Raw genomic sequence first — 25,213 nt, 5'->3', positions numbered from 1 at the left:
TAATCAAGGCAGGCGGCCCTGGAGGACCGCCTGCCGGGCGCGTGGCTATCAACCTTTACTCGGCCGCTTCGACATAGCTTTCGAGTGGCGGGCAGGAGCAGATCAGGTTGCGGTCACCATAGACATTGTCGACGCGATTGACCGGCGACCAATATTTGTCGACCCGGAAGGCGCCGGCCGGATAGCAGGCAATTTCGCGGCTATAGGACCGGTTCCATTCGCCCACCAGATCCTCGACGGTGTGCGGCGCATGCTTGAGCGGGTTGTCCTCCGGATCGAGTTTACCCGCCACGATCGCCTCGGCCTCCGCCGCGATGCCGAGCATCGCCGCGATGAAGCGGTCGAGCTCGGCCTTGGGTTCGCTTTCCGTCGGTTCCACCATCAGCGTGCCCGCCACCGGCCAGCTCATGGTCGGAGCATGGAAACCGCAGTCGATCAGCCGCTTGGCGATATCGTCGACGCTGACGCCGGCGCGATCCTTCAGCACGCGGGTGTCGAGGATGCACTCATGCGCCACCCGGCCCTTGGCCGAATAAAGGATCGGATAGGAGGCCGAGAGGCGGCTGGCGATGTAGTTGGCGTTGAGGATCGCCACCTTGGTCGCCTGGGTCAGGCCCTCGCCGCCCATCAGCAGGCAATAGGCCCAGGAAATGAGCAGGATCGAGGCCGAGCCATAAGGCGCCGAGGATACCGCGCCCTTCTCGCCGGTCTGCGGCAGGGTCGGCAGGTAAGGCGCCAGATGGGCCTTGACGCCGATCGGCCCCATGCCTGGACCGCCGCCGCCATGCGGAATGGCGAAGGTCTTGTGCAGGTTGAGATGGCTGACGTCGGAGCCGATGTCGCCGGGACGGGCGAGGCCGACCATGGCGTTCATGTTGGCGCCGTCGAGATAGACCTGGCCGCCATGGGCGTGGGTGATCTCGCAGATCTCGCGCACAGTCTCCTCGAACACGCCATGGGTGGAGGGATAGGTGATCATGCAGGCGGCGAGATTGGCCGAATGGGCCTCCGCCTTGGCACGGAAATCGGCAAGGTCGATGTCGCCATTCGCCGATGCGCCGACCACCACCACCTTCATGCCGCACATCTGCGCCGAGGCGGGATTGGTGCCATGAGCCGAAGTCGGGATCAGGCAGACGTCGCGATGATGGTCGCCGCGCGCCTGATGATAGGCCTGGATGGTCAGAAGGCCGGCATATTCGCCCTGCGCGCCGGAATTGGGCTGCATCGAGAAGGCGTCATAACCGGTGATCTGGCAGAGCTTGACCTCGAGATCGGCGATCGCCTCGGCATAGCCCCGGGTCTGGCCATCGGGTGCGAAGGGATGGACGTCGGCAAACTCAGGCCAGCTCAGCGCCGTCATCTCGGCGGTGGCGTTCAGCTTCATGGTGCAGGAGCCGAGCGGGATCATCGAGCGGTCGAGTGCGAGATCGCGATCGGCCAGACGGCGCATATAACGTGTCATTTCCGCTTCGGCGCGGTTCAAATGGAAGATCGGATGGGTCAGATAGGCTGACGTCCGTTCCAGGGTCTCGGGAAGCCGATATTCATGGGTGAGGTCGTCATCCTTGCGGTCGATACCGAAGGCGCGCCAGATGGCTTCGGTATGGCCGCGGCGGGTGCGCTCGTCATAGGCGATGCCGATCTTGCTGGTGCCAACCCGGCGCAGATTGATGCCTTCGGCCTCGGCCGCCTTCAGGATGGCGCCCTGGACCGCGCCGACCTCGACCGTCACCGTGTCGAAGAAGGTCGATGGTTCGACCTTGTAGCCCTGGCTCTCCAGGCCCTTGACCAGGCGTACCGTCTTGCGATGGACGCGCTCGGCGATCGCCCTGAGCCCGGTCGGGCCGTGAAACACCGCATACATCGAGGCCATCACCGCCAGCAACGCCTGGGCGGTGCAGACGTTCGAAGTCGCCTTTTCGCGGCGAATATGCTGTTCGCGGGTCTGCAGCGACAGGCGATAGGCGCGGTTGCCGCGCGCATCGATGGAAACGCCGACGATGCGGCCGGGCATGCTGCGCTTGAGCGCGTCGCGCACCGCCATATAGGCGGCATGCGGGCCGCCATAGCCCATCGGCACACCGAAGCGCTGGGTCGAACCGACGGCGATGTCGGCGCCCATCTCGCCCGGCGCCTTGAGGATGGTCAAGGCGAGCGGATCGGCGGCGACGCAGGCCAAGGCCTCGGCGCGGTGCAGCGCCTCGATTACGCCGCTGAAGTCATGCACATGGCCGTAGGTGCCGGGATATTGGAACAGCGCGCCGAACACGCTTGCCGGATCGAGATCGGCGAAGGGATCGCCGACCACGACCTTCCAGCCCAGCGCGGCGGCGCGGGTCTCGATCACCGCGATGGTCTGGGGATGGCAATGGTGATCGACAAAGAAGGCGTTGGCTTTCGACTTGGCGGAGCGCCGACACAGGGCCATCGCCTCGGCTGCGGCCGTGCCTTCGTCGAGCAGCGAGGCGTTAGCGACGTCGAGGGCGGTCAGATCAGAGATCATGGTCTGGAAGTTCAGCAGGGCCTCGAGGCGCCCCTGGCTGATTTCGGGCTGATAGGGCGTGTAGGCGGTGTACCAGGCCGGGTTCTCGAAGATGTTGCGCTGGATCGCCGGCGGCGTGACGGTGCCGTAATAGCCCTGGCCGATCAGCGAGATCATCACGCGGTTCTTGTCGGCGACCTCGCGCAGGCGGTTGAGCACACCGTGCTCGGACAGAGCCGGCCCCCAGGCGAGCGGCGCCTTCTGACGGATGCCCGCCGGCACGATGGCATCGATGAGCGCGTCGAGGCTGTCAGCGCCGACCGCCTTCAGCATCTCGGTCATTTCAGCCGGAGAGGGGCCGATATGGCGCCTGTTGGCGAAATCATAGGGATCGTAGGTGGTTTCGGTATGAGACATCGTACCCTCTCAGAGCAAAGCGCGTTCGAGACCGAACGCTTGTTTGCTCCAACTCCTTGTTTCCAAGCCAATTCAAAGAATTGGCTCGAGCGCCTTTGCGATTCTTGATGTTTCCGTCACATCACAAAACGCTTTAGCCGATGTGAGCTTTATAGGTGGCCTCGTCCATCAGGCCAGTCGCATCATCGGCATTGGCCAGCTTGAGACGGAAGAACCAACCACCGGCCTGCGGATCGGAATTGACGAGAGAGGGGTCGTTGACGATGGCCTCGTTCACCTCGACGATCTCGCCATCGAGCGGGCAATAGACGTCCGAGGCGGCCTTGACGGACTCGACCGTTGCCGCAACGTCCCCCTTCGACAAGTGCTTGCCGACCCCGGGCAGCTCGACGAAGACGAGGTCGCCGAGTTGCTCGGCGGCATGACCGGTGATGCCGACCGTGGCGACGCCGTCGGCGATCTCGAGCCATTCATGGTCTTCGGTGAATTTCGTCATGGTGGGCCTCTCAGCTGCGCTTGTAGCGCGGGGTGATGAAGGGAAGGGTGGCGACGACGACCGGCAGGCGCTTGCCGCGAACCTCGGCGAACAGCCGGGTGCCGGGCTCGGCGCTGGCAGTGGGAACATAGCCCATCGCGACGGGAGCGCCGAGGGTGGGACCGAAACCGCCGGACGTGACGCGGCCGATCGGCGCTGCCGCCGTCTCGTCGGCGAACAGCTCCGCTCCGTCCCGGATCGGCGCGCGGCCTTCGGCGGCGAGCCCGACGCGCCGGCGCAGCGCACCACGCTCGAATTCGGGCAAGATCACCTCCGCCCCCGGGAAGCCGCCCGCGCGGGCGCCACCGGGGCGCCGCACCTTCTGCACGGCCCATTCGAGCGCCGCCGCGACCGGTGTCGTCGAGGTATCGATGTCGTTGCCATACAGGCAGAGCCCGGCTTCGAGCCGAAGGCTGTCGCGCGCGCCGAGTCCGATGGGATGCACGTCGGGATCGGCAAGCAGGGCCTTGGCCAGTTCTTCCGCATGGGCCGATGGCACCGAGATTTCGTAGCCATCCTCGCCCGAATAGCCCGAACGGGAAACCAGGCAGGAGGCGCCGAGGATGGAGAGCTCTCTTACATCCATGAAGGCCATAGCGGCGACTTCTGGAGCAAGCTTGGCCAGCGCTGCCTCCGCGGACGGGCCTTGCAAGGCAATGAGCCCACGATCCGTCAGTTCCTCGATCTCGCAGTCTTTAGACAGATGAGCACGCAGATGGGCAATGTCCTGCTGCTTACAGGCCGCATTGACCACCAGGAAGAGATGGTCGCCGCGATTGGCGAACATCAGATCATCGAGGATACCGCCCCCCGCATCGGTAAAGAGCCCGTAACGCTGGCGACCCGGCTTCAGCCCGAGCACATCGACCGGGACCAGCCGCTCCAGCGCGAGCGCCGCATCCTCGTATTTGCCGGATTTCGCACGCAGCACGACCTGGCCCATATGGCCGACATCGAACAGCCCTACCAGGGCGCGGGTGTGGAGGTGTTCCTTCGCCACGCCCTCGGGAAACTGCACGGGCATGTCATAGCCCGCAAACTCCACCATTCTGCCGCCGAGCGCGGCATTGAGCGCGGTCAGCGGCGTCTTTCCAAGTTCATTCCTGCCAGGTTCAATCTTGTCGTCCATGGGCATGTCCTCGGTGGTGGTTCTTCTCAGGCCAAATATCGAGAATATCGACCCATGCGCAGGCATGGCATCCCAGGACCGTCGACTGCGCCAACGTCTTCGGACAGCTCGGATATGCCAGATCGTTTGACATTGCAGAAATTCATAGTTCAAATGCTAGGATTGAAATTTCTCATGATAACGCCATGCAGAATATTCCTACAGAACTCCTGCGTACCTTCGTGAAGGCCATCGATTCAGGCAGCTTCACGCGCGCCGGTGCATTGGTCGGCCGCAGCCAGTCGGCGGTGAGCCTCCAGGTTCGCCGGCTCGAGGAAATCGTGGCGGCACAGCTCTTTCAAAGGGATGCGCACAAGCTGCAACTCACCCAGGAAGGAACGTTGCTCGCCCAGTTCGCCCGGCGCATCCTGGCCTTGAACGACGAGGCGCTTGCCAGCATGCGCCAGCCCAAGGTTGCCGGGCGCATCCGGCTGGGTGCCCCCCATGAATATACGGCTTCGCTGCTACCGGACTTCCTGGGCAAGTTCGCCCAGTCCCATCCGAATGTGATGCTGGAAGTAACGAGTGACCTGAGCAAGAACCTGCTCAGCCGCCAGGCCGATGGCGATCTCGATCTCGTGATTGCTTTGCACGACGAGCCGAACCTGACGGAGGGACGCCAGATCTTCACCGAGCCGCTGGTGTGGATGACGAGCGCCGACCATGAGCGCCACACCCAGAGCCCTTTGCCCCTGGTGGTGGCACCGCCGCCCTGCATCTACAGGCACCGCATCCTGGAGACACTGAACGGGCTCGGCAGGCCCTGCCGGATCGCCTATCTCAGCTCGAGCTATGACGGCATTTCCGCCGCCGTGCGGGCGGGGTTGGGCGTGACGGTGATGGCGGAGAGTGCGGCGCCGTCGGGCGTGCGCATGCTCGGTGAGCGCGACGATTTCCCGCCGCTCGGCCATCTCGAACTCAGGCTGCACCGGCTTGCCGGCAATTCGAGCGAGGCGATCATTCGCCTCGAAGACTATATTGCCGAAAGCTTCGCCGATACCGAACTCGGGCGGGGCGGCCGGCCGCGGCCCTTGCCCCTGTCGGAATAGAACCGCTTCCGATACGAATACCTTCCCCGGAATACGTCTGGGGACAGGAAAGACGGTAGGAAGACACTTCAACGCTTCTTCAACGCCTCGGCCAAGGCCGCCCCGAAAGCCCCTTGCGAGGATGGCTTGTCGGGACGGCCCTGGCTGGGACGAGGCGGATTCGGCCTGGCCTTGTCGTCGCGCCTGGCCGGCTTGTCGGAGTTGGCATTGCCGTCCCGCCGCATCGACAGGGCAATGCGCTTGCGGGGAATGTCGACTTCGACCACGCGCACTTTCACGACGTCGCCGGCCTTCACCACCTCGTGCGCGTCCTTGACGAAACGATCGGCCAGTTGCGAGACATGCACCAGGCCGTCCTGATGCACGCCGATGTCGACGAAGGCGCCGAAGGCGGCGACGTTGGTGACCGTGCCTTCCAAAAGCATGCCGGGCCGGAGGTCCTTGATGTCGTCGATGCCGTCGGCGAAGGTCGCGGTCTTGAATTCGGGACGGGGGTCGCGGCCGGGCTTGTCCAGCTCGGCGATGATGTCGCGCACGGTCGGCAGGCCGAAGCGTTCATCCACGAAAGCTTGCGGATCGAGCTTTCTGAGGGCGGCACTGTCGCCCATCAGCGTGCGCACGTCGCGCCCGCAGGCGGCGACGATCTTCTTGGCGACGCCGTAGGCTTCGGGATGCACGGCCGAGGCATCCAGCGGCTCGCTGCCATTGGGAATGCGCAGGAAGCCGGCGCATTGCTCGAAGGCGCGCGGGCCGAGGCGGGAGACTTTGAGCAGGTCCTTGCGGCTGGCGAAGGGACCGTTGGCATTGCGATGCACCACGATGCCCTCGGCAAGTGAGGCGCCAAGGCCGGAGACGCGAGCGAGCAGCGAGGCCGAGGCGGTGTTGAGATCGACGCCGACCGCGTTCACCGCATCTTCCACCACGCCATCCAGCGAGCGCGCCAGGCGATATTGGTCAACATCGTGCTGATATTGCCCGACGCCGATCGATTTAGGTTCGATCTTGACCAGTTCCGCGAGGGGATCCTGGAGCCGTCGCGCGATCGAGACCGCGCCGCGCAGCGACACGTCGAGATCCGGAAACTCGGCAGCGGCCGTTGCCGACGCCGAATAGACCGAAGCGCCCGCCTCGCTGACGATGACCTTGAGCGGCTTGGGCGGGGGCAGGGTAGCGAGCATGTCGATCACCAGCCTTTCCGTCTCGCGACTGCCGGTACCGTTGCCGATGGCGATCAATTCGATACCGTGACGGCGGACGAGGGCCGCGAGCTCCGTCTGGGTGCCGCGCAAATCGTTCTTAGGCGGGAAGGGATAGACGGTGGTGGTGGCCAGGACCTTGCCGGTGCCGTCGACCACCGCGACCTTCACGCCCGTCCGGATGCCGGGATCGAGGCCCATGGTGGCGCGCGAGCCGGCGGGGGCCGCGAGGAGCAGGTCCTTGAGATTGCGGGCGAAGACCCGGATCGCCTCTTCCTCGGCCCGTTCGCGCAAATCGCCCATCAGGTCGACATAGAGATGCAGGGAGAGCTTGACGCGCCAGGCCCAGCCCACAACCTCCATCAGCCAGCGGTCGCCGGGAAGGCTGCCCGCGATCGCATAGGCCTGGGCGATCATGCGCTCCACCGGCTTGACCGCGGAGGCATTGTCGGCGTCGACCTCGATGTCGAGCGACAGCACCTCCTCGTTGCGGCCGCGCAGCATGGCGAGCGCGCGATGGCTGGGCACGCCCGACCATTTCTCGACATGGTCGAAATAATCGGAGAATTTAGCGCCGGCCGCCTGCTTGCCGTCGATGACGCGGGCGCGCAGGAAGGCATGTTCCTTCATATAGGCGCGCAGCCGGCCGACCAGCTCGGCGTTCTCGCTGAAGCGCTCGACCAGGATGTCGCGCGCGCCCTCCAGGGCCGCCTTGGTGTCAGGGACCTCGTCGCCGAGATAGGCAGCCGCCAGCTCCGCGGGCACCGCCGCCCTGTCGGCGAGAACGGCCTCGGCGAGCGGGCCGAGCCCGCGCTCGCGGGCGATCTCGGCCTTGGTGCGCCGCTTGGGCTTGTAGGGCAGATAGATGTCTTCCAGCTCCGCCTTGGTGGCGGCTGCGGCGATCTTGGCTGCGAGTTCGTCGTCGAGTTTGCCCTGCTCGCGGATGGAGGAAAGAATGGTCTCGCGCCGGGCCTCGAGCTCGCGCAGATAAGCGAGGCGTTCGGCAAGATCGCGCAACTGCGTGTCATCGAGCCCGCCGGTCACTTCCTTGCGGTAGCGGGCGACGAAGGGGACGGTGGCGCCTTCGTCGAGCAAAGCGACGGCGGCAGTGACCTGCTGCGGCCTGGCGCCGATCTCGGCTGCAATGATCGTGGCCAGGCGCAGGCCGGCTCCGGTGGCGTGTTGCTTGCCGTTCATGCGCTCCTCGCTCGACAATGAGTCGCGCACCATAGGCAAGGCTGGGCGGGATCGCCATGCCTCTGGCCACAGGCCCTTGCTTCTCCACAACCTGTCTTTCGCTTGCTGTTGGAGGGGCCTCAATTCCACCCCGGCCCCCTTTAGGCGGCATGACCACTCGGTCCTGACCTCATGGCACGACGACTCTACTTGGCTCGAACGAGCGGGAGAAACACGCTGTCGACCCAAGCTTTCCACAAGGCGGGCGGCGGCGCCGAAAAGGTCATGAGGATATGCCCCCCGAAAAGATCGCTCAGCAGGGAATCGACGGGCGGGGCGAGTTTTTCCCGATCAACCTCGCCGCGCGTCACGGCACGCTCGAGGATCGTCGGAAGCATTTGCCCATGCCCCCCCTTGATGAGCGAAGCGCGCAGGTCTTTTGGCGTGGAGGTGGTTTCGGTGAAATAGGCGCTCGAGAGCAGCGAGAAAGTAGCGACGATCGCGGAGGTGCGTTCCGAGGCCCGGTCCAGGAATTCCAGTAGCTCCGTGCGCAGATTGCCTCGATCCGGCACGTCAATCGGGTTTTTCGCCATTTGCTGCCGAATGGCCGCGACGACGAGGGGCGCCTTGCCGTCCCAACGACGCCCGAGCACCGGGCGGCTGGTACCGGCCCTTTCGGCCACGGCCTCCATCGTCAGCCCGGCATAGCCGCGTTCGACCAGTTCGGACCACGCTGCTTCCAGAATCGCCTGTTCGAGATCCGCTCCCCGACGTCGCTGCTGCATGAAATTCCTTATCTAAATAAGATGCATTTTCGCATCTTATTTCCACCATAATGCTATAACTAGATGCGCCAGTGTATCCTATATTTGGAGCTGGGCGTGACAAGTTTTCCTCTTTCACGGCGGCTGGCCGTGTTTCGAATCCGCACGGGCCTTGTGACATTCGGTAGGGTGAGCGAAAAGGCAACCGATCCCCACGCTGCTATGACGGCCTGTCTGCGGGATGTCCTGATACAAGTTCGGGTAACGACGGCCTGTTTGATTCTGCCTTTACTGTCCACCGGATGTGCTTCGGTTCCTCTCAAGTCTGCAGGCACGTTGACGAGCTATGACAAGCTCAGCGAACCAAAAGGACTGCTGTCAAAGTCGAGAAATTACGTCGATGCCAGTGCTTTGGCTTCCGTGAAGACTGTCGGTATCGTGCCGACCACGCTGACTCAGTCGGCCTCCGCGCGGGTGAAAACGCTGAGCGATCGGGCGATGGTTGCCAATGCGCTTGATCGCGAGATCTGCGTCGCCCTGAGCGACAAGTTTCAGATCGTTAGACCGGGCGCGCCTGCCGACCTGATGGTTCGGACTGTGGTCACCGACATCGTACCGACCAACAGGGCGGTGGCGGTGCTCGCGACTGCCGTGACATTGGGCAGCGGCTTTGCCCTGCCGGTCAGCGTTCCCAGGCTTCCTTTCGGCCTGGGTGGTCTGGCGGTCGAGGCGGAAGCCGTCGACAGCAAGGGCAACCAGCGCGCCGCGATGCTCTGGGCCCGCGGCGCCAACTCGATCTCGAACAAACCGCGCATGTCCGAAGTCGGTGACGCCTATGGCTTGGCGACGATGTTCGGGAGCGAGTTCTCCCGCATGCTCGTTACCGGAAAGGAGCCGCGCACGTTGGATATCAGGCTGCCATCCGGACAGCGGATACGATCCTGGCTGGGCGGCAAGCCGAAATATGCGACCTGCGACAGTTTCGGCCGGGCGCCAGGTCTTCTGGGCGTCGTCGCCGAAAAATTCGGGGCGCCGCCGGAATGGACCGACAAGCGCCCGCAAGCCGCCCCCCAGCGTTAGATCGGTGCTTGCTTGTATCGTGGATGCCATGGCCTCGCCTCGGCCGGCCATCGCGGGGCGCTGTCCGGGAATAGCGCCTGCGTCGCTGCCTCCCGTATTTTCTCTCGGTACCCAAGAGGCTTGCCTCAATAAAATCGATGTGATTTATTCGCGTGGCGTCACTGCGCCCATCACGAGGCGGAACCGATCCGCCCGATCGAGGAAACACCCCAGGGAGAAACAAGATGCGCAAGCGTCTGGTTACCGCGCTGCTCGCCTCGGCCGTTGCCTTCGCAACCGCCTCGTCACAGGCCGAAGACCTCGTCACCAAGAGCCGGATCGGGCCGGCCGATGCTCCGAAATCACTGACCTTCCGGCTGACGGGAGACGGGCCTGACAGCACCGACCCGGTCTGGGCGGAGGGCTACAAGAAGCTGTTCGGCGACTTCATCCAGCGCCATCCCGGCTGGAAGATCGAGCTCGAACGCATGTCCGACAATATCGGCCAGGAACAGGCCCGCATGCTCGAACAGGCCAAGGCCGGGCGAGGACCCGATTGCGCCGCGGTGGATTCCTTCGTGCTGGCCCTGTTCATCGGCGCCGGCGTGCTCAAGCCGCTAGATGCCTATTTTACGAAGGACGAGGTCAATGATCTCTTCCCCTTCGTGCGCCAGGGCATCACCGGCAAGGACGGCAAGATCTATGCCTGGTGGTGGGATACCGATCTGCGCGTGCTCTACCGCAAGAAAGACGTCGTGCCGGATGCCCCCAAGTCCTGGGACGAGTTGAAGGCAGCGGCTCTCGCCTCCAAGGAGAAGGGTATGGAGGGTCTGCTCTTCAATGCCGGGCGTTGGGAGGCCACGACCTTCGACTGGCTCGCCAATTTCTGGAGCCAGGGTGGCAAACTCGTCGACGACACCGGCAAGCCCGTCTTCGCAGAGGGTGAGAACCGCGAGAAATTCCTGAAGGCCGTCAAATATTTCAAGGAACTTGTTGATTCCGGCGCCGCGCCCAAGCGCGTCACCACCATCATGAATTATGACGAGTTGAACGCCGCGGCCGCCGCCGGGACAACCGCTCTGTTCATCGGCGGCAACTGGCAATATGGCCAGCTCAAGACCATTCTCGAACCGGAAGCCTTCGAGCAATGGACCTTCTCGGAGATCCCGGGACCGACCGCCGGCCAGAACGCCACCGGTACCGGCGGCTGGACGGTCGGAGCCTTCGCCAACGATCCCGAGAAGGTTGCCATGTGCGCGGCGATCGCCAAGGAGGTCTATTCGGGCCTGGGCAATGCCCTCCAGCAGCAATTGCCAACCTCCAAGGCGCAATATGACAAGTTCGACGTCTTCAAGACCGAGGCGAACAAGACCTTTGCGGCGGCGCTCGCCCACGGCCAGGCCCGGCCGGGCGTGCCGATCTATGCGGAAATCTCCAACCAGATCCAGGTGATGATGGGCGAAGTGCTGGCCGGCACCAAGACGCCGGAAACGGCCCTCGATGCCGCCAATGCCGCCGTGCAGGCGGCCTATACCCGGCAGAAATAGGGGAGGGGCAACCGAATCCGCGGACTGATGCCAGACAGGAGAGGGACGTCATGTCGACGACCAGGGCCGCCATCGCCGCCGTGCCGCGCCGCCAGCGAGGGCTCGGCCTTGCAGGGCGGATCGACACCAATGCCTTCTCCTGGCTGGCGCCAGCCGTCTTGCTGCTCGCCGCCTTCTATCTCTACCCGATTATCGACGTCTTCCGCCTGTCCCTGACCAATGCGACGCTGCTCAGTTCCGAGGAGCGCTACACGCTCGACACCCTCTACGCCATGCTCGGTAATGCCGCGCTCGGCGATATCCTCCTCACCACCTTCATCTTCTGCGCGGCTAGCGTGATCGGCCAGCAGGCGGTCGGCTTCGGCATCGCCCTGGTGGTGGTGCGTGGCGAGCGCCGCCGCCTTCCCGGCATGACGGTGATCCGCACCATCGTGCTGATCGCCTGGGTCATTCCCGGTATCGCCAACGGCTTGATCTGGCAGATGCTGTTCTCCGAAGCGCCGTTCGGTGCGATCAACAGCGTACTGCGCCTGATGCACATCGCCCCGGTGGCGTGGCTGTCCGATCCCACCAACGCCATGATCTCGGCCATCATCTCCAATGTCTGGCGTGGCACGGCCTTCTCGATGATCGTGTTCTATGCCGCGCTCAAGGGCATCGACCCTACGCTCTATGAGGCGGCCAATGTCGACGGCGCCAATGGCTGGCAGAAATTCCGCTTCGTCACCCTGCCGATGATGCGCAGTGCCATCCTGGTCAACTCGATCCTGATCACCATCCAAACGCTCAACACCTTTGACGCCATCATCTCGCTCACCGGCGGCGGGCCGGGCCGGGCGACGGAAGTGCTCTCGCTCTTCACCTACAACACCGTCTTCCGCAATTACGACCTCGCCGGCGGCAGTATGCTCTCGGTGCTGATGCTGGCGATCAGCCTGGCACTGGCCCTGTTCTATGCCGCCTTCCTGCCGCGTTGGGAGGATCGGACATGAAGGGCGAGCGCCGCGAGAAATGGGGCGATGTCGCCACCTATATACTGGCCGTGTTGATCGCCGCCTTCTTCCTGACGCCGCTTCTATGGCTGCTGTCGCTGGCGCTGCGCTCGCGCCAGGAGGTCTTCCTCGGGGCTGCCCGCTTCATCCCCAAGCGCCCGACGCTCGCCAATTTCGCGCAGGTGCTGAGCGATCCCACCTTCCTGGTCTATCTGTGGAACGGTCTGAAGCTCTCGGCGCTCGGGGGGCTCGGCTGCCTCGCGGTGGCTGCACCCGCCGCCTATGCCTTTTCGCGCTTCTGGTTCGCCGGCCGCTCGGCCCTGATGATGGCGATCCTCGCCTTTCAGATGGTCTCGCCGCTGGTGATCCTGGTGCCGCTCTATCGCTATATGAGCGATCTTGGCCTGCTCAACAGCCATTTCGGCGTGATCATGGTCTATATCGCCGTGGGCATTCCCATGTGCACCTGGCTGCTCAAGAGCGCCATCGACGCCATTCCGCGCGAATTGGAGGAGGCGGCCGCCATCGATGGCTGCAGCCACTTCGGCATCTTCTGGCGCATCACTTTGCCGCTGATCACGCCGGGCATCGCCTCGGCCTTCATCCTGATCATGATCCTCAACTGGTCGCAGTTCCTGATCCCCTTTCTGCTGCTCAACAAGGATCCGCAGCTGCCGATTTCGGTGGCGATCTTCAATTTCGCTGGCACGTCCAATGCCTCCACCACCCAGGTACTGGCGGCTGCCTGCCTGGTGGCGGTGGTGCCGGCCATCATCGCCTTCGTGGCGCTGCAGCGCATGGTGGTAGGAGCGCTAACTGCCGGAGCAGTTAAAGGTTAGATCGTAACATATTGTTTTATCTAGGAGTTTAAGATGTCACTCACGATCCAGCAGCGGATCGATCGCCTGAATGTCCGCGTGCTCGAGCTCGGTTTCTGGCGAGAGCACGAAAAGGTTGCCATCAAAGGCTGGACTTTCAATGGCGAACCGATCGCTCTCGGTGCCGACTGGCCCAGGCGCGACGGTGTCGTGCATTTCATGGCCAAGGCCGAGGTGCCCCAGTCCTGGCCGCTGGAGGAGACTCGCCTGATCCTCGATCTCGGCGGCGAGAGCCTGATCACGCTGAAGAGCGAGGCGGGACAGAAGCGCTACGGCCACGATCCCTATCATCAGGAATATCCGGTGCCCGGCCGGCATTTCTCGATCGAGACGGACAGCGTCGCCCGGCTGCCCTTCGGCGAGCCGGTGGCCGAGCCTCGGCTGGTTGCGGCACGCCTCGTGCGCCTCGAACCATCCGTGCATCGCCTGCGCCTGCTGCTCAAGCAGGTGGCCGAGGTGGCGCACCTGCTGGGCGACCACGAGGTCGTGCCCCATCTCGTCGGCGCAGCGGAGCGCACTTATGCTGCGCTCGACTGGCCCTCGGCGACCTCGGACTATGTGGCACGCATGGGCGACTACACCCAGCAGCGCTCGATCTGGCAATTGCCGGCACTGAAACCGAACCCTGACGGGCTGCGGCAGGACCACCGCGCCAGCGTGGCGGCGGCCCATGACAGACTGGTGGCCGAATTGCGCGCGCTCAAGGCCCGCTTTCCTCAGCAGGGCAAGCTCGGCATCACCGGCCATGCCCATATCGATCTCGCCTGGCTCTGGCCCTATGACGAGACCCGGCGCAAGGCCCGGCGCACTTTCCACACCGCGCTACGCTTGATGGAGCAGTTCCCGAGCTTCATCTTCAACCAGTCAACGGCCGCCTATTATGCCCAAATCGAGGAGGACGATCCGGCACTGTTTGCCGATATCGTCGCCGCCGTGAAGAAGGGCCAATGGGAGACCATTGGCGGCATGTGGGTCGAACCCGATACCAACATGCCGACCGGCGAGAGCTTCGTGCGCCAGATCCTGTATGGCCAGCGCTATTTCCTGCGCCAATTCGGCGTGCGCCATCGCGTCTGCTGGCTGCCGGATTGCTTCGGCTTCTCGCCGGCTCTGCCGCAACTGCTCAGGCAGGGCGGCATGGATTCCTTCTTCACCATCAAGGTGAACTGGTCGGAAACCAACCGCTTCCCGCACGACCTCTTCTTCTGGGAAGGCCTCGACGGCAGCCAGGTGATTGCCCACACCTTCGACAATCCACTGCACGGCTATAATGGTTCGACTGAGCCGGCGGCCATCATTCCGACCTGGAAGAATTTCCGCCGCAAGGACATCCATGATGAAAGCCTGCTCGCCGTCGGTTATGGCGATGGCGGTGGTGGCACCACGCCCGAAATGCTGGAACGCCAGGCCCAGCTCGTCGATTTCCCGGCGATCCCGGCGCTCAGGCCGGTTCGGGTCGAGGATTTCTACGCTCGTATACACGATGAAGTGCCGGCGGAGAAAATCCCGGTCTGGTCTGGCGAGATCTATCTCGAACTGCACCGTGCCACGCTGACCACGCAAAGCCACACCAAAAAGCTGCATCGCCATGCTGAACGGGCGCTGATCACGGCAGAGACCGTCGCTTCATTGGCGGCGTTGCTCGGCGGCCCTCTGCCCGAGAGCCTTGAGCCGGCCTGGCGCAAGGTGCTCAAGAACGAATTCCACGACATCCTGCCGGGCTCGGGCATTCGCGAGATCTACGAGGATGCTGAGCGCGAACTCGGCGAGGCGCTGGCGACCGGCCGTGAAGCGCAGGAGGCCGGGCTCGCGGCAGTGGCGGCGCAGCTACCAAAGAGCGGGTCGACGGACGTGCTGGTGGTGGTCAACCCTGATCTCCATGCGCGACCCATCCGCTGCGAAATCGGTGGTGTTCCCCTTGCACCGGAAGGGACGGTGCCCCCGCTCGGCATTGTTGTTCTCGACCGCGGCGGGCTACACCCGTCAGATGGCCTCACTGTCTCGAAGACCGGCCTCGAAAACCGCTTCGTGCGGGTTGCCCTCAATGGCGACGGCACGCTCGCCAGCCTCTACGACAAGCGCGCCGGGCGCGAGGCGCTGGCCGGCCGTGGCAACCAGCTCTGGGCCTATGCCATGGACAAGCCGCGCAATTGGGATGCCTGGGACATCGACGACGACTACACCGCCAATGGCCAGGAGCTGACTGCGGTGGAGGCGATCGACGTCGTCGAGACCGGTCCGCATCGCGTCGCCGTCAGGATCGTGAGGCGCTTCCGCGATTCCACCATCACCCAGACCCTGCGGCTATGGGCGAACTCGCCGCGCCTGGAGATCAGGACCGATCTCGACTGGCATGACCGCCGCGTGCTGCTCAGAACCCTGACGCCGGTGGCGGTGCGTTCGGACTTCGCCACCTTCGAATGCGCTTTCGGTGTCGTCAGGCGCTCGACCCGCGACAACACCTCCTGGGAGAGCGCCCAATATGAGGTGCCGGCCCATCGCTTTGCCGATCTGTCAGAGCCGGGTTTCGGCGTCGCCATCCTGAACGACGCCAAATATGGCCACAGCGTCAAGGGCAATGTGCTCGGGCTGAGCCTGGTGCGCGCACCCATCTATCCCGATCCGCTGGCCGACGAGGGCGAGCAGAGCTTCCTTTATGCGCTCCTGCCGCATCAGGGCAGCTGGCATGAGGGCGACGTGCGCGAGGAGGCGCTCGATCTGAACCAGCCGGTGCTGGCGCTCGCCGCCACCGGCCTCCAGCCCGGATCACATCAGCCGCTCGCCGTCGAGGGCATCGCGGCCGGGCTAGGCGGTCTCAAGCAGGCCGAGGAGGGTGGGGGGCTCATCCTGCGCGTCTATGAGCCCGCCGGCGCCCGCGGTGCCTTAGCCGTCAAACCAGCCACGGGCTGGCGGCTCGGCGATGCCGTCGATATCCTCGAAGAGTCGGTATCACGTGCCGACGGCCCGGATCTCAAGCCTTTCGAGGTGCGCAGCTGGGTGCTGAAGAAAGGCTGAATGGCTACCGCAGAGTGGCTTCCTGGGAGCGCGGACGTCCCTACGACACTCAAGTGAGAGTCGGACGATCCGCTTTTCCCTCTCATTGAGCACCTCCTCTCCGAGAGCGGGCGGGGACCCCGCGCTGCCAGGAGAATGCCCACACCGAGCGCCATGGTTGACAAGATGGGATACCGTGCGGCTTGATCGGTCCGGATATGAAGTCTTCCCTCCTGCCGGGCGAACTCGCCGGCTCCAATTCCGGCCATGCCGCGAGCCACAATCAGGCTGTCATCCTGCGCACCATTCGCTGGAGCCAGCCGATCTCGCGCACCGAGCTCGCGCGGCGCTCCGGCCTCAGCAAGCAGGCCGTCGCCCGCATCACCGAAAAGATGCTCGACGACGGGCTGATCATCGAGGCGCGCCGGCGCTACGGCATGCGTGGGCAGCCGGCGATCGAGCTCGAAATCAATCCGGAAGGCTGTTTTTCGGTGGGTATCGGCCTCGGGCGCGATCACCTCACCATCGTCGCCGTCGATGCGCTTGGCACGGTACGCGACCGGCTCCATCGGGAGATACGCTATCTTCTACCTGACGCCTTCTTCGCCGAGGTGAAGGAAGCCCTGAAGACCTTCCGCCGCCGCCATGCCATCGACGAGAACCGGCTGGTTGGCATCGGCCTCGCCATTCCCGACCTCCTCGGCGAGATCCCCTTCATCGGCATGCCGGAGGCCTATTCCGTCTGGGAAGAGACGGATATCCGCGCCCGCTTTGCCGCCTTCACGGAACAGCCCGTTTTCATCGACAATGATGCAACGGCTGCGGCGATCGGGGAGCTCACCTACGGGCTCGGCGTGGAGATTCGCAGCTTCTTCTACATCTTCATCGGCGCGGGGCTCGGCGGAGGCATCGTGCTCGATGGTGCCTGCTATCACGGCTCGAGCGGCATCAGCGGGGAAATCGGCTGGCTGCCGCTGTCGCCGGCGGGGGGGCGGGAAGGCGACGGCGTCCAGCCGCTCGGCCAGCTCGTCTCGCTGCTGCAGCTCTACGATTTTCTCGCCAGGCACGGCATCGCCGTCGCGCAGCCGCAGCAATTGCTGGCCCTCGACGAACGCGGTCGGGATCTGGTGGTGATCTGGCTGCGCATGGCCGCCCGGCATCTGGCCGAGGCAGCCATCGATATCGGCCTCCTGATCAATCCCGATGCGGTGCTGATCGGCGGTCGCCTGCCGGTGACCTTGATGGACAAGCTGCTGCTCTTCGTTCACGAGGAGCTTGCGCGCGATCCAAGGCCGATGCCACCGGTCTATCGTGCCGGTGGTTCGGAAGATGCGGCGGCGCTGGGGGCGGCAACCATGCCGCTCGCCCACGCCCTCAGGCTGGAGGCGGCCGATCCGGCACAGCGGACGCGTTCGCCCTTGCGTGCCCGCGATCTTCGCTAACGTTCTGGCGGACAAGGACGGTCCGGCGCATGTCCGGCAGCAGGATGTCGAGGAAAGGGATCGCCGCCATCCCTTGAGCCACGCCCTGCTCGGACAGCGTACTGCAGCGGATTTCCGGCAACCAGAACGGGTGTGTCGGGTCGATCATCCGGCTCCGGCGCAGCACCTGCAGGCGTGCGGCAAGCGCTTCCAGAAGCGGCGTCGGCAGGCGGCCGCCCACCACGATCAGGCGCGGTCCGATGAAGGCCGCCATGGCGATGATCATGTCGGTCAGATGCTCGGCGGCATCGTCGAGCCATTGCTGCACGGCAGGGTCCGACAGATCATGGCTGGGCAGGCGGCTGGTCGCCGCCACCTCGTCGAGATAGCGCCCGTCGCGGCCGGTGCGCATCAGTCCAACCAAGCCAGCCTTGTGCTCCGCACCGTCGAAGACGGTGCCGCCGATGATCATGCCGGCGCGAACGGTGGCGCCGAGCAGGACGAAGACGAAACTATCATCGGCCGTTGCAATCCCGGATTGCCTCTCGCTGATCGCTGCGGCGACCGTATCGCGTTCGACGATGGCCCGGTAGGGAGAAAGCGCGGCACGGATAGCCTCGGCATGTTCGCCTGCCGTCACTCCGATGCCGAACAGACGGCCGCCCGGCGCCGCCGTCGAGAGCCGGGAGATCGCCCGCCGGATCCAGGTGGAGGCCTCGGCCGGTTCGCGCACCGAGCCCGGCGCTTCCTCGGCAAAGAGGAGCGTGCCGGCAAGATCGGTGGCGATCAGCCTCGCCCGCTCGCCGGCGAGGTCAACACCGATCGACACGGCGCTGCCCTGGCGAATGGCGAAGCGGTTCGAACGCGCCGAACTATTGGTCTCGATCAGGCCTTCGCCGGTCAGGCGGCGAAGGATATTGGCGATGCCCGGCACGGTGAGGCCGGTGACATGGGCGAGTTCGAGCCGCGTCATCGCACCGCCGCGCCGCAAGGCCTCCAAGGTGACGCGCAGATTGTGATCGGCGGCCTGTACCAGATTGAGGCCCGAAGTCTGGTCGCGCCTTTCGGGAAAACGCACGGGAAGCGGGGGGCTGCGATCGATCGGCATGGCTTCTTCGTCAGAAAGCTCGAGACGGGACTCCACCGACGATAGCCCATTGGTGCCCGCCAGGGCAGGGCTCGCCTGCGCGAAAGTGCGAAATCCTGTGCGTGCGACCGCGTAAATCACCCGCAAGGGCCATGTGGCTATAGTCGCCGAATCTCGGTACCGCCGTCATGCGCCGAATACTCGTTCGACTGCACCAGAGGAAATGAAGAATGGCGAATAATGGTCACGCCAAGATAATTCCCAGAAGAACACCAGAATCAGCGGCCATGCTGGCAAGTGTCAAGCGGGCGATGGCGATCACTGCCGCCCTCAACCGCTTGACGTTCAACGATGCGGATGAGGTCAGGGCGCTGTTCAGCGAACTCATCGGCCGGAAGGTGGACGACAGCTTTATGTTGATCCCGCCATTCTACACCACCGGTGGGACGGACATCCGCGTGGGGTGCAACGTTTTCGTCAATCAGAACTGTACATTCTACGACCTTGGCGGGCTGGATATTGCCGATGACGTGATGATTGGCCCGAATGTAAGTATCCTCACATCCAGCCACCCCGTCGAGCCTTCGCAACGGCGCACCTCCGTCATCGCAAAGCCCGTTGCGATTGACAGGAATGTCTGGATCGCAGCCGGCGTGACGATCATCGGTGGGGTGACGATCGGCGAAAACTCGGTTGTTGCGGCGGGTTCCGTGGTCACCAGGGACGTGCCCCCAAATATGCTCGTCGCAGGCAACCCAGCCAGGATCATTCGTTCGATTGGCGACTGAGGGCGCTTCCGCGAGAAACCCGTTCCAGGCAATGCGCCTGGCCTTGATGTCGGTTGACTTTCCGATAGTAAAGCTATTTTCTTTTAGGAAAAATAACTTTCCAAGAAGAGGAGGGCGCGTTGAAGCTGTTCATCGCCGGTCTCGATACCGAGACCAACACGTTTTCGCCGATGCACACGGGCTATGAATCCTATGCCGAGAATCTGATCGCCCATGGCGATGCCACTTCGAGGCCGCTGAATTGCTGCTCGGCGCAGCTTGCCGTCTGGCGAGCCCGAGCCGAGGTGCGGGGATGGCATGTGGCCGAGAGCCTGTGCGCCGTGGCCGAGCCCGGCGGTGTCACCACGCGCTCGGTCTATGAGACCTTCCGCGATGAGATCCTGCGCGATCTCGCCACCGCCATGCCGGTCGATGCCGTCCTGCTCGCTTTGCATGGGGCCTGCGTGGCCGAGGGCTATGACGATGTCGAGGGCGATCTTCTCGGTCATGTTCGCGCGCTGGTGGGACCTGACGTAGCGGTGGGCGCCGAACTCGACCTGCATTGCCACCTCACCGAACGCATGCTTGATCAGGCCACTTTGCTGGCGACCTATCTCGAATATCCCCACACTGATATCGAGGAACGAGCCGACCATTTGTTCAGGCTTATGGCCCAGGTGCTTGCCGGCGAGACCCGTCCCGTGATGGCGCTGTTCGATTGCCGGATGATCGGCACCTTCCGCGTCCATGAGCAGCCCTTGCGCGACCTCGTCGACCGCATGAAGGCACAGCAGGGGCGTGACGGCATCCTGTCCGTCTCCTTCGGACATGGCTTTCCCTGGGGCGATGTCGCCGATGTCGGCGCCAAGATGCTGGTGGTAGCCGATGGTGACGGGAGGCAGGCACGGGCGGTGGCTGCCCACTTCGGCCAGGAGATCTTCGCACAGCGCCACAGACTGCAGCCGGATTATCTCGACATGGACGAGGCGCTCGATCGGGCCTGCGCCATCGAGGGCGGTCCCGTCGTGCTGGCCGACGTCTCCGACAATGCCGGCGGCGGCGCGCCGGGCGACTCCACCTTCCTGCTCCGTCGTGTCATCGAGCGCGGCATTCGCAATGTCGCGAGCTGCCTTTATTGGGATCCGATCGCCGTGAGGCTTTGCCGGGAGGCGGGCGAGGGAGCCACGCTGCCGCTCAGGATCGGCGGCAAGATCGGCGTTGCTTCCGGCGATCCGATCGATCTGACCGTCACGGTCCGGCGCGTCGCTTCCGGCATCACACAGCGTTTCGGCCAGGTGCCGATTGCGATCGGCGATGCGGCCTGGGTCAGCGCCGACGGGATCGATCTCGTGCTCAACAGCGTGCGCAGCCAGGCCTTCCATCCCGAATGCATGACCGCGCTCGGTCTCGATCCGGCCACGCGCAAGCTCGTGCTGGTCAAATCGATCAACCACTTCCGCGCGGGTTTCGAGCCGATTGCTCGCGAGATCCTATATGTTGCGACACCGGGGGCTCTGCAGCCGCGGTTCGAGCGCATACCCTACACCAAGCTCGCGCGGCCTTATTGGCCCAAGGTGGACGACCCCTTTGCCGAGGCTGGCACCTGACGGAACAGCGCCCCGATGCAGTAGCCACTACGAATATATAATTATTCGTTTTTTCAATAATTTAGTAGAATTATCTAATGTATTTTTTATCGAAGACTCCCTGACCGTCTGCGGGATACCCTAGATTGTCGCCTTCAACCCTGCAGCCCTGTGGCAGCGCACCCGGCGCCCCTCCATGGCGGCAATGGCCTCGTCATAGACCGTCAGTGCCTGGGGCCTGTCGCAGCCTGCGGCGGCGGATTGGCAGCGTTCACGATAGAAGCAGCCGGCGGGCAGCACCCGGTTGTTGGGCAGTTCGCCGACCCGGTTTGCCGCAAGCTGGGGCAATGGGTGCTCGAGGCTCGGCACCGTTGCCAGCAACGTGCGGGTATAGGGATGGGCGGGCTGCTCCAGCACCGCCTGCGCCGGGCCGGATTCGACGATCTGGCCGAGATACATCACTGCGACGCGATCGCAGAAATGACGCACTAGCGAGACGTCGTGGGAGATCAGGAGATAGGCGAGATTGCGCTCGCGCTGCAGCTTGAGCAGCAGATTGATGATCTGCGCCTGCACGGAGACGTCGAGCGCCGAGGTCGGCTCGTCGAGGATCAGCAGGTCCGGATCGGTGCTGATCGCCCGGGCTACGGCGATGCGCTGGCGCTGGCCGCCGGAGAAGGCGTGTGGCAGGCGGTCGAGAAGCTCTGGTCTCAGGCCCACCGCCGCCGCGAGTTCGGCGGCGCGCGCCCTGAGGGCCGCCCTGGTCATGCCGCCGCGCACATGCAGCGGTTCGGTGATCAAGCGCCATACCGGCATGCGCGGATCAAGCGAGGATTGCGGATCCTGAAAGACGATCTGCATGCGCTGGCGGATGTCGCGCTGCGCCTGGCCCTGCGCCAGGCGCAATTCGGCGCCGCCGATCAGCACGCGTCCAGAGCCGTGGCCGACAAGGCCGATGATCGCCTGGACCAGGGTGCTCTTGCCGCAGCCGGATTCACCGACAATGCCGAAGCTTTCGCCCGGTCGCACGACGAGGTCGACGCCGTTGACGGCATGGACATAAGGTCTCTCACGCTCGAACCAGCCGCGCGGCAGAGGAAAACGGACACGCAAGTCCTCGACGGCGAGCAGGGGCGCCTCCGTCACGAGGCGCTCCCCTGGTGGCGAATGGCCTGGCGCTGCCAGCAGGCGACGAGACGTTGCGGGGCCGGGGAGGTCGACTGCGGCTTGGTCAGGCATCGGGCGGTGGCCTCGGGACAGCGGGGACGGTAGAAGCAGCCTTCGGGCGGATCGAACAGATTGGGCACCGTGCCGGGAATGGCTTCCAGCTCGGCCTTGGGCGCGACGCGCTCCGGCAGGCAGCGCAGCAGAGCCTGGGTATAGGGATGCTGCGGCTCCTCCAGCACGGCGCGGGTCGGGCCTGCCTCGACGATGCGTCCGGCGTACATGACGTAGAGGCGATCGCACAGCTGCGACACCACCGCCATGTTGTGGGAGATGAACACGACGGAGGTGCCGGTGCGGCGGGCGCGGTTCTGGATGAGCCGCAGGATGACCGCCTGCACGGTCACGTCGAGCGCCGTGGTCGGCTCGTCGGCAATGATCAGGCCTGGATTGCAGGAAAACGCCATGGCGATCAGGACGCGCTGGCGCATGCCGCCGGAGAGCTCGAAGGGATAGGCCCGCATCACCCGTTCCGGCTCGGGGATGAGCATGTCGGCCAGGATCGCCCGGGCGGTTCGCTCGGCCTCGTCCCGGCCGACCTGCTCATGCCGGCGGATCACCTCTACGAGCTGCCGCCCTATGCGGATGGTCGGGTTGAGGGCGTTCATCGGCTCCTGGAAGATGGTCGAGACCAGCTTGCCGCGCACATCCTGCAGCGTTGCCTCATCCATGGCAAAGGGATCGCGGCCGAACAGGCGGATGCTGCCGGCAGTAACGCGATAGCCCCCTTGCGGGAGCAGGCGGGTCGCCGCCATGGTGGTGACGGACTTGCCGCAGCCGGACTCGCCGACGAGGCCGACGATCTCGGCCTGGCCGACCTCGATCGAGACGTCGTCGAGCGCCTTGACGGCGCCGCCATAGGTCGGAAATTCCAGCGACAGGCCGCTGATCGACAACGGCAGCGCGGAGGGAGCAGTTGCGGCGGCCATCAGCGCGACCTCATTTTCGGATCGAGGAGGTCGCGGATACCATCGCCGAGCAGGTTGCAGCCCATGGCCGTCACCAGGATCGCAAGGCCCGGAAAGGTGCTGTACCACCACTGGTCTAGGATGAAGCGGCGGCCGCTGCTGACGAGCGCGCCCCATTCCGAGGTCGGCGGTTGCGCCCCGAGCCCGAGAAAACTGAGGGCGGCGGCGATGAGGATGATGTTGCCGAGATCGAGCGTTGCCTGCACGATCAGAGGCGACAGTGCGTTGGGCAGCACATGCCAGCGTAGGATATAGAAGGGCGAGGCCCCGTAAGTGCGGGCTGCTCGCACATAGACCCTTTCGCGCAGCGACAAGGTCTGGCCGCGCGCCAGCCGGACATAAGCGGGAATGCGCACGATGGCGACTGCGAGCATGGCGTTGACCAGGCTCGGTCCGAGTGCGGCCGCCAGAGCCATGGCGAGCACGAGGGCGGGCAGTGCCAAGAGGACGTCCATCAGCCGCATGATGACGGTGTCAAGACGGCCGCCGAGGATACCCGACAGGCAGCCGATCAGCGCGCCGGCGATGGTCGAGATCGCCACGATGAGAAAGGCGGCGCCGCAGGAGGCGCGCGCACCATAGATGACGCGGGAGAACAGGTCCCGCCCGACTTCGTCGGTGCCGAACCAATGGGCCGCGCTCGGCGGCTTCAGGCGCAGGGACAGGGCGACCTTGTCGGGATTGTAGGGTGCGAGCAGGGGTGCTGCGGCGATGATCACCAGGACCATGAGGACGATGGCAAGGCCGATCACGGTCAGGGGTTGCCGGCGCGACAGATAGCCAAGATAGGCAAGGCGTTCGCGCAGCTTCGAGGGAGAACGTGCACTGGTCGCTTCGGGCGCCTGCATGGTCATCAGCCGATCTCCCTGATTTGCGGGTCGGCGGCCATATAGGCCAGGTCGATCATGAGGTTGATCAGGACATAGCCGATCGAGGCGACCACGGTGAAACCCATGATGGCGGGGAAATCGAGGGTCTGGATCGAAGTCACGACATAGCTGCCCATACCCGGCCAGGCGAAGATCGTCTCGGTCAACACGGCGCCATAGAGCAGGTCGCCGAGAGCGAGCCCGAGCAGGGTGATGGAAGGGATCAGCGCATTGCGCAGGGCATGATTGAAAATGACGGCCCGCCGGCGCAACCCGCTCGCCCAGGCGGTGCGGATATAGTCCTCCTGCAGCACTTCCAGCATCGAGGCGCGGATCTGGCGGGTGATCACGCCCAGATTGGCGAAAGCGAGCACGACGCTTGGCAAAATGAGGTGGCGGACGGCGCTTGCAAAAGCATCGAGGCGTCCCTGGAGCAGGGAATCGACCAGGAAGAAGCCGGTCATCGGCCGCAGCGGCGGAATTTCCATGGCGAGACGGCCGCCACCCGGCAGGATCTGCAGCTTGGCGTAGAAAAGCAGGATCAGGATCAGGCCGAACCAGAACACCGGCATGGAAATGCCGCAGACCGAGACCACCCTGGCAATCTGGTCGACCAGCCCGTCCTTCTTCACCGCCGATGCCACGCCGAGGGGAACGCCGATCAGCACCGCCAGGAACAGGGCTGTGATACCCAGTTCCAGCGTTGCCGGCAGGAAGGTGGCGATATCGGCGGCGACCGACCGGCGGGTTCGCAGCGAGGTGCCGAGATCGCCTTGGACGAGCTTGCCGACATAGATCACGAACTGATCCATCACCGGGCGATCGAGGCCGAGATCGCGGCGGACATTTTCGAGCGTCTCGGCACTGGCCCGATCGCCGGCGATCAGCCGGGCCGGATCACCGGGAATGAGATGGGAAATGACGAAGGTGATGACGACAACGCCAAACACCACCAGGAACAGGAACAGACCGCGCTGGCCAATGATGCGCGCGAATGTCATCGGCTTGTCTCTCCTTGCTGGGGTGCCTGG

At 64.4% G+C, this 25,213-nt stretch carries 19 protein-coding genes; 9 read left to right on the top strand and 10 right to left on the bottom strand.

The features are described from left to right. Window positions 1-55: 55 nt before the first annotated feature. The 3 genes from gcvP to gcvT all read right to left on the bottom strand — a co-directional run bounded on the left by gcvP (window position 56) and on the right by gcvT (window position 4,566). The gene (gene gcvP, locus AB4037_RS05390; RefSeq protein ID WP_441770801.1) at window positions 56-2,902 is read right to left on the bottom strand and encodes an aminomethyl-transferring glycine dehydrogenase; all 2,847 of its coding nucleotides are present in this window, start codon (window positions 2,900-2,902) and stop codon (window positions 56-58) included. Window positions 2,903-3,035: 133 nt separating this feature from the next. Further along, the gene (gcvH, locus tag AB4037_RS05385) at window positions 3,036-3,398 is read right to left on the bottom strand and encodes a glycine cleavage system protein GcvH (protein WP_441770800.1); all 363 of its coding nucleotides are present in this window, start codon (window positions 3,396-3,398) and stop codon (window positions 3,036-3,038) included. A 10-nt stretch (window positions 3,399-3,408) separates the two neighbouring features. Further along, complete coding sequence (gcvT, locus tag AB4037_RS05380; protein ID WP_441770799.1) at window positions 3,409-4,566, bottom strand: glycine cleavage system aminomethyltransferase GcvT; 1,158 nt, start codon at window positions 4,564-4,566, stop codon at window positions 3,409-3,411. A gap of 185 nt (window positions 4,567-4,751) precedes the next feature. Between gcvT and AB4037_RS05375 the strand changes: the two genes are divergently transcribed. Continuing rightward, window positions 4,752-5,654 carry a LysR substrate-binding domain-containing protein gene (locus AB4037_RS05375; RefSeq protein WP_434960863.1) on the top strand — a complete coding sequence of 301 codons (903 nt, stop codon included), beginning with the start codon at window positions 4,752-4,754 and terminating at the stop codon, window positions 5,652-5,654. 68 nt (window positions 5,655-5,722) lie between these two features. Here AB4037_RS05375 and AB4037_RS05370 read toward each other — a convergent pair whose 3' ends face one another. Then, window positions 5,723-8,047, bottom strand: coding sequence for a Tex family protein (locus tag AB4037_RS05370; protein WP_441770798.1), 2,325 nt, complete (start codon window positions 8,045-8,047; stop codon window positions 5,723-5,725). A 185-nt stretch (window positions 8,048-8,232) separates the two neighbouring features. Next, window positions 8,233-8,811 (bottom strand): TetR/AcrR family transcriptional regulator, encoded by a 579-nt coding sequence (locus AB4037_RS05365; RefSeq protein ID WP_441770797.1) that lies wholly within the window; start codon window positions 8,809-8,811, stop codon window positions 8,233-8,235. Between the two features lie 201 nt (window positions 8,812-9,012). On the opposite strand from AB4037_RS05365, the gene AB4037_RS05360 reads away from it, so the two are divergent. The 6 genes from AB4037_RS05360 to AB4037_RS05335 all read left to right on the top strand — a co-directional run bounded on the left by AB4037_RS05360 (window position 9,013) and on the right by AB4037_RS05335 (window position 17,702). Further along, window positions 9,013-9,870, top strand: coding sequence for a DUF3313 domain-containing protein (locus AB4037_RS05360; protein WP_441770831.1), 858 nt, complete (start codon window positions 9,013-9,015; stop codon window positions 9,868-9,870). Between the two features lie 224 nt (window positions 9,871-10,094). Further along, entirely contained in the window at window positions 10,095-11,396 is a 1,302-nt protein-coding gene (locus AB4037_RS05355) for an extracellular solute-binding protein (RefSeq protein WP_434960859.1), read from the top strand. 50 nt (window positions 11,397-11,446) lie between these two features. Beyond that, window positions 11,447-12,388: a carbohydrate ABC transporter permease gene (locus AB4037_RS05350; RefSeq protein ID WP_434960858.1), complete on the top strand. Its 942-nt coding sequence runs from the start codon at window positions 11,447-11,449 to the stop codon at window positions 12,386-12,388. Further along, window positions 12,385-13,227 (top strand): carbohydrate ABC transporter permease, encoded by an 843-nt coding sequence (locus tag AB4037_RS05345; RefSeq protein ID WP_441770796.1) that lies wholly within the window; start codon window positions 12,385-12,387, stop codon window positions 13,225-13,227. The genes AB4037_RS05350 and AB4037_RS05345 overlap by 4 nt, the downstream gene beginning before the upstream one ends. Before the next feature lie 33 nt (window positions 13,228-13,260). Beyond that, window positions 13,261-16,281 (top strand): alpha-mannosidase, encoded by a 3,021-nt coding sequence (locus AB4037_RS05340; RefSeq protein WP_441770795.1) that lies wholly within the window; start codon window positions 13,261-13,263, stop codon window positions 16,279-16,281. A gap of 197 nt (window positions 16,282-16,478) precedes the next feature. Further along, window positions 16,479-17,702: an ROK family transcriptional regulator gene (locus tag AB4037_RS05335; RefSeq protein WP_434960855.1), complete on the top strand. Its 1,224-nt coding sequence runs from the start codon at window positions 16,479-16,481 to the stop codon at window positions 17,700-17,702. Here the strand turns inward: AB4037_RS05335 and AB4037_RS05330 are convergent. After that, window positions 17,635-18,789, bottom strand: a complete 1,155-nt coding sequence (locus AB4037_RS05330; protein ID WP_441770794.1) for an ROK family transcriptional regulator — start codon at window positions 18,787-18,789, stop codon at window positions 17,635-17,637. The genes AB4037_RS05335 and AB4037_RS05330 overlap by 68 nt on opposite strands. Window positions 18,790-18,998: 209 nt before the next feature. Here AB4037_RS05330 and AB4037_RS05325 point away from each other — a divergent pair, with 209 nt between their 5' ends. Together AB4037_RS05325 and AB4037_RS05320 are read left to right on the top strand one after the other, a co-directional pair. Continuing rightward, window positions 18,999-19,556: a sugar O-acetyltransferase gene (locus AB4037_RS05325; protein WP_441770793.1), complete on the top strand. Its 558-nt coding sequence runs from the start codon at window positions 18,999-19,001 to the stop codon at window positions 19,554-19,556. Window positions 19,557-19,675: 119 nt separating this feature from the next. Continuing rightward, complete coding sequence (locus tag AB4037_RS05320; RefSeq protein WP_441770792.1) at window positions 19,676-21,142, top strand: M81 family metallopeptidase; 1,467 nt, start codon at window positions 19,676-19,678, stop codon at window positions 21,140-21,142. Between the two features lie 120 nt (window positions 21,143-21,262). Here AB4037_RS05320 and AB4037_RS05315 read toward each other — a convergent pair whose 3' ends face one another. The 4 genes from AB4037_RS05315 to AB4037_RS05300 are packed head-to-tail and all read right to left on the bottom strand — an operon-like array spanning window position 21,263 to window position 25,183. After that, on the bottom strand, window positions 21,263-22,267 hold the full coding sequence (locus AB4037_RS05315) for an oligopeptide/dipeptide ABC transporter ATP-binding protein (protein WP_441770791.1): 1,005 nt from the start codon (window positions 22,265-22,267) through the stop codon (window positions 21,263-21,265). Continuing rightward, on the bottom strand, window positions 22,264-23,274 hold the full coding sequence (locus AB4037_RS05310; protein ID WP_434960850.1) for an ABC transporter ATP-binding protein: 1,011 nt from the start codon (window positions 23,272-23,274) through the stop codon (window positions 22,264-22,266). The genes AB4037_RS05315 and AB4037_RS05310 overlap by 4 nt, the downstream gene beginning before the upstream one ends. Then, window positions 23,274-24,167, bottom strand: a complete 894-nt coding sequence (ddpC, locus tag AB4037_RS05305; RefSeq protein WP_434960849.1) for a D,D-dipeptide ABC transporter permease — start codon at window positions 24,165-24,167, stop codon at window positions 23,274-23,276. The genes AB4037_RS05310 and ddpC overlap by 1 nt, the downstream gene beginning before the upstream one ends. Next, the gene (locus tag AB4037_RS05300; protein WP_441770790.1) at window positions 24,167-25,183 is read right to left on the bottom strand and encodes an ABC transporter permease; all 1,017 of its coding nucleotides are present in this window, start codon (window positions 25,181-25,183) and stop codon (window positions 24,167-24,169) included. The genes ddpC and AB4037_RS05300 overlap by 1 nt, the downstream gene beginning before the upstream one ends. Window positions 25,184-25,213: the final 30 nt, after the last annotated feature.

The sequence above is a fragment of the Labrys sp. KB_33_2 genome, assembly GCF_052114505.1.
Classification (GTDB): Bacteria; Pseudomonadota; Alphaproteobacteria; order Rhizobiales; family Labraceae; genus Labrys.
This window is presented reverse-complemented; position numbering and strand designations above follow the sequence as displayed.

What these genes read in the sequence shown, in the direction of transcription:
- gcvP (WP_441770801.1), bottom strand. Translation starts at nt 2,902, where the DNA reads ATGTCTCATACCGAAACCACCTACGATCCCTATGATTTCGCCAACAGG.
- gcvH (WP_441770800.1), bottom strand. Translation starts at nt 3,398, where the DNA reads ATGACGAAATTCACCGAAGACCATGAATGGCTCGAGATCGCCGACGGC.
- gcvT (WP_441770799.1), bottom strand. Translation starts at nt 4,566, where the DNA reads ATGGACGACAAGATTGAACCTGGCAGGAATGAACTTGGAAAGACGCCG.
- AB4037_RS05375 (WP_434960863.1), top strand. Translation starts at nt 4,752, where the DNA reads ATGCAGAATATTCCTACAGAACTCCTGCGTACCTTCGTGAAGGCCATC.
- AB4037_RS05370 (WP_441770798.1), bottom strand. Translation starts at nt 8,047, where the DNA reads ATGAACGGCAAGCAACACGCCACCGGAGCCGGCCTGCGCCTGGCCACG.
- AB4037_RS05365 (WP_441770797.1), bottom strand. Translation starts at nt 8,811, where the DNA reads ATGCAGCAGCGACGTCGGGGAGCGGATCTCGAACAGGCGATTCTGGAA.
- AB4037_RS05360 (WP_441770831.1), top strand. Translation starts at nt 9,013, where the DNA reads ATGACGGCCTGTCTGCGGGATGTCCTGATACAAGTTCGGGTAACGACG.
- AB4037_RS05355 (WP_434960859.1), top strand. Translation starts at nt 10,095, where the DNA reads ATGCGCAAGCGTCTGGTTACCGCGCTGCTCGCCTCGGCCGTTGCCTTC.
- AB4037_RS05350 (WP_434960858.1), top strand. Translation starts at nt 11,447, where the DNA reads ATGTCGACGACCAGGGCCGCCATCGCCGCCGTGCCGCGCCGCCAGCGA.
- AB4037_RS05345 (WP_441770796.1), top strand. Translation starts at nt 12,385, where the DNA reads ATGAAGGGCGAGCGCCGCGAGAAATGGGGCGATGTCGCCACCTATATA.
- AB4037_RS05340 (WP_441770795.1), top strand. Translation starts at nt 13,261, where the DNA reads ATGTCACTCACGATCCAGCAGCGGATCGATCGCCTGAATGTCCGCGTG.
- AB4037_RS05335 (WP_434960855.1), top strand. Translation starts at nt 16,479, where the DNA reads ATGAAGTCTTCCCTCCTGCCGGGCGAACTCGCCGGCTCCAATTCCGGC.
- AB4037_RS05330 (WP_441770794.1), bottom strand. Translation starts at nt 18,789, where the DNA reads ATGCCGATCGATCGCAGCCCCCCGCTTCCCGTGCGTTTTCCCGAAAGG.
- AB4037_RS05325 (WP_441770793.1), top strand. Translation starts at nt 18,999, where the DNA reads ATGGCGAATAATGGTCACGCCAAGATAATTCCCAGAAGAACACCAGAA.
- AB4037_RS05310 (WP_434960850.1), bottom strand. Translation starts at nt 23,274, where the DNA reads ATGGCCGCCGCAACTGCTCCCTCCGCGCTGCCGTTGTCGATCAGCGGC.
- ddpC (WP_434960849.1), bottom strand. Translation starts at nt 24,167, where the DNA reads ATGACCATGCAGGCGCCCGAAGCGACCAGTGCACGTTCTCCCTCGAAG.
- AB4037_RS05300 (WP_441770790.1), bottom strand. Translation starts at nt 25,183, where the DNA reads ATGACATTCGCGCGCATCATTGGCCAGCGCGGTCTGTTCCTGTTCCTG.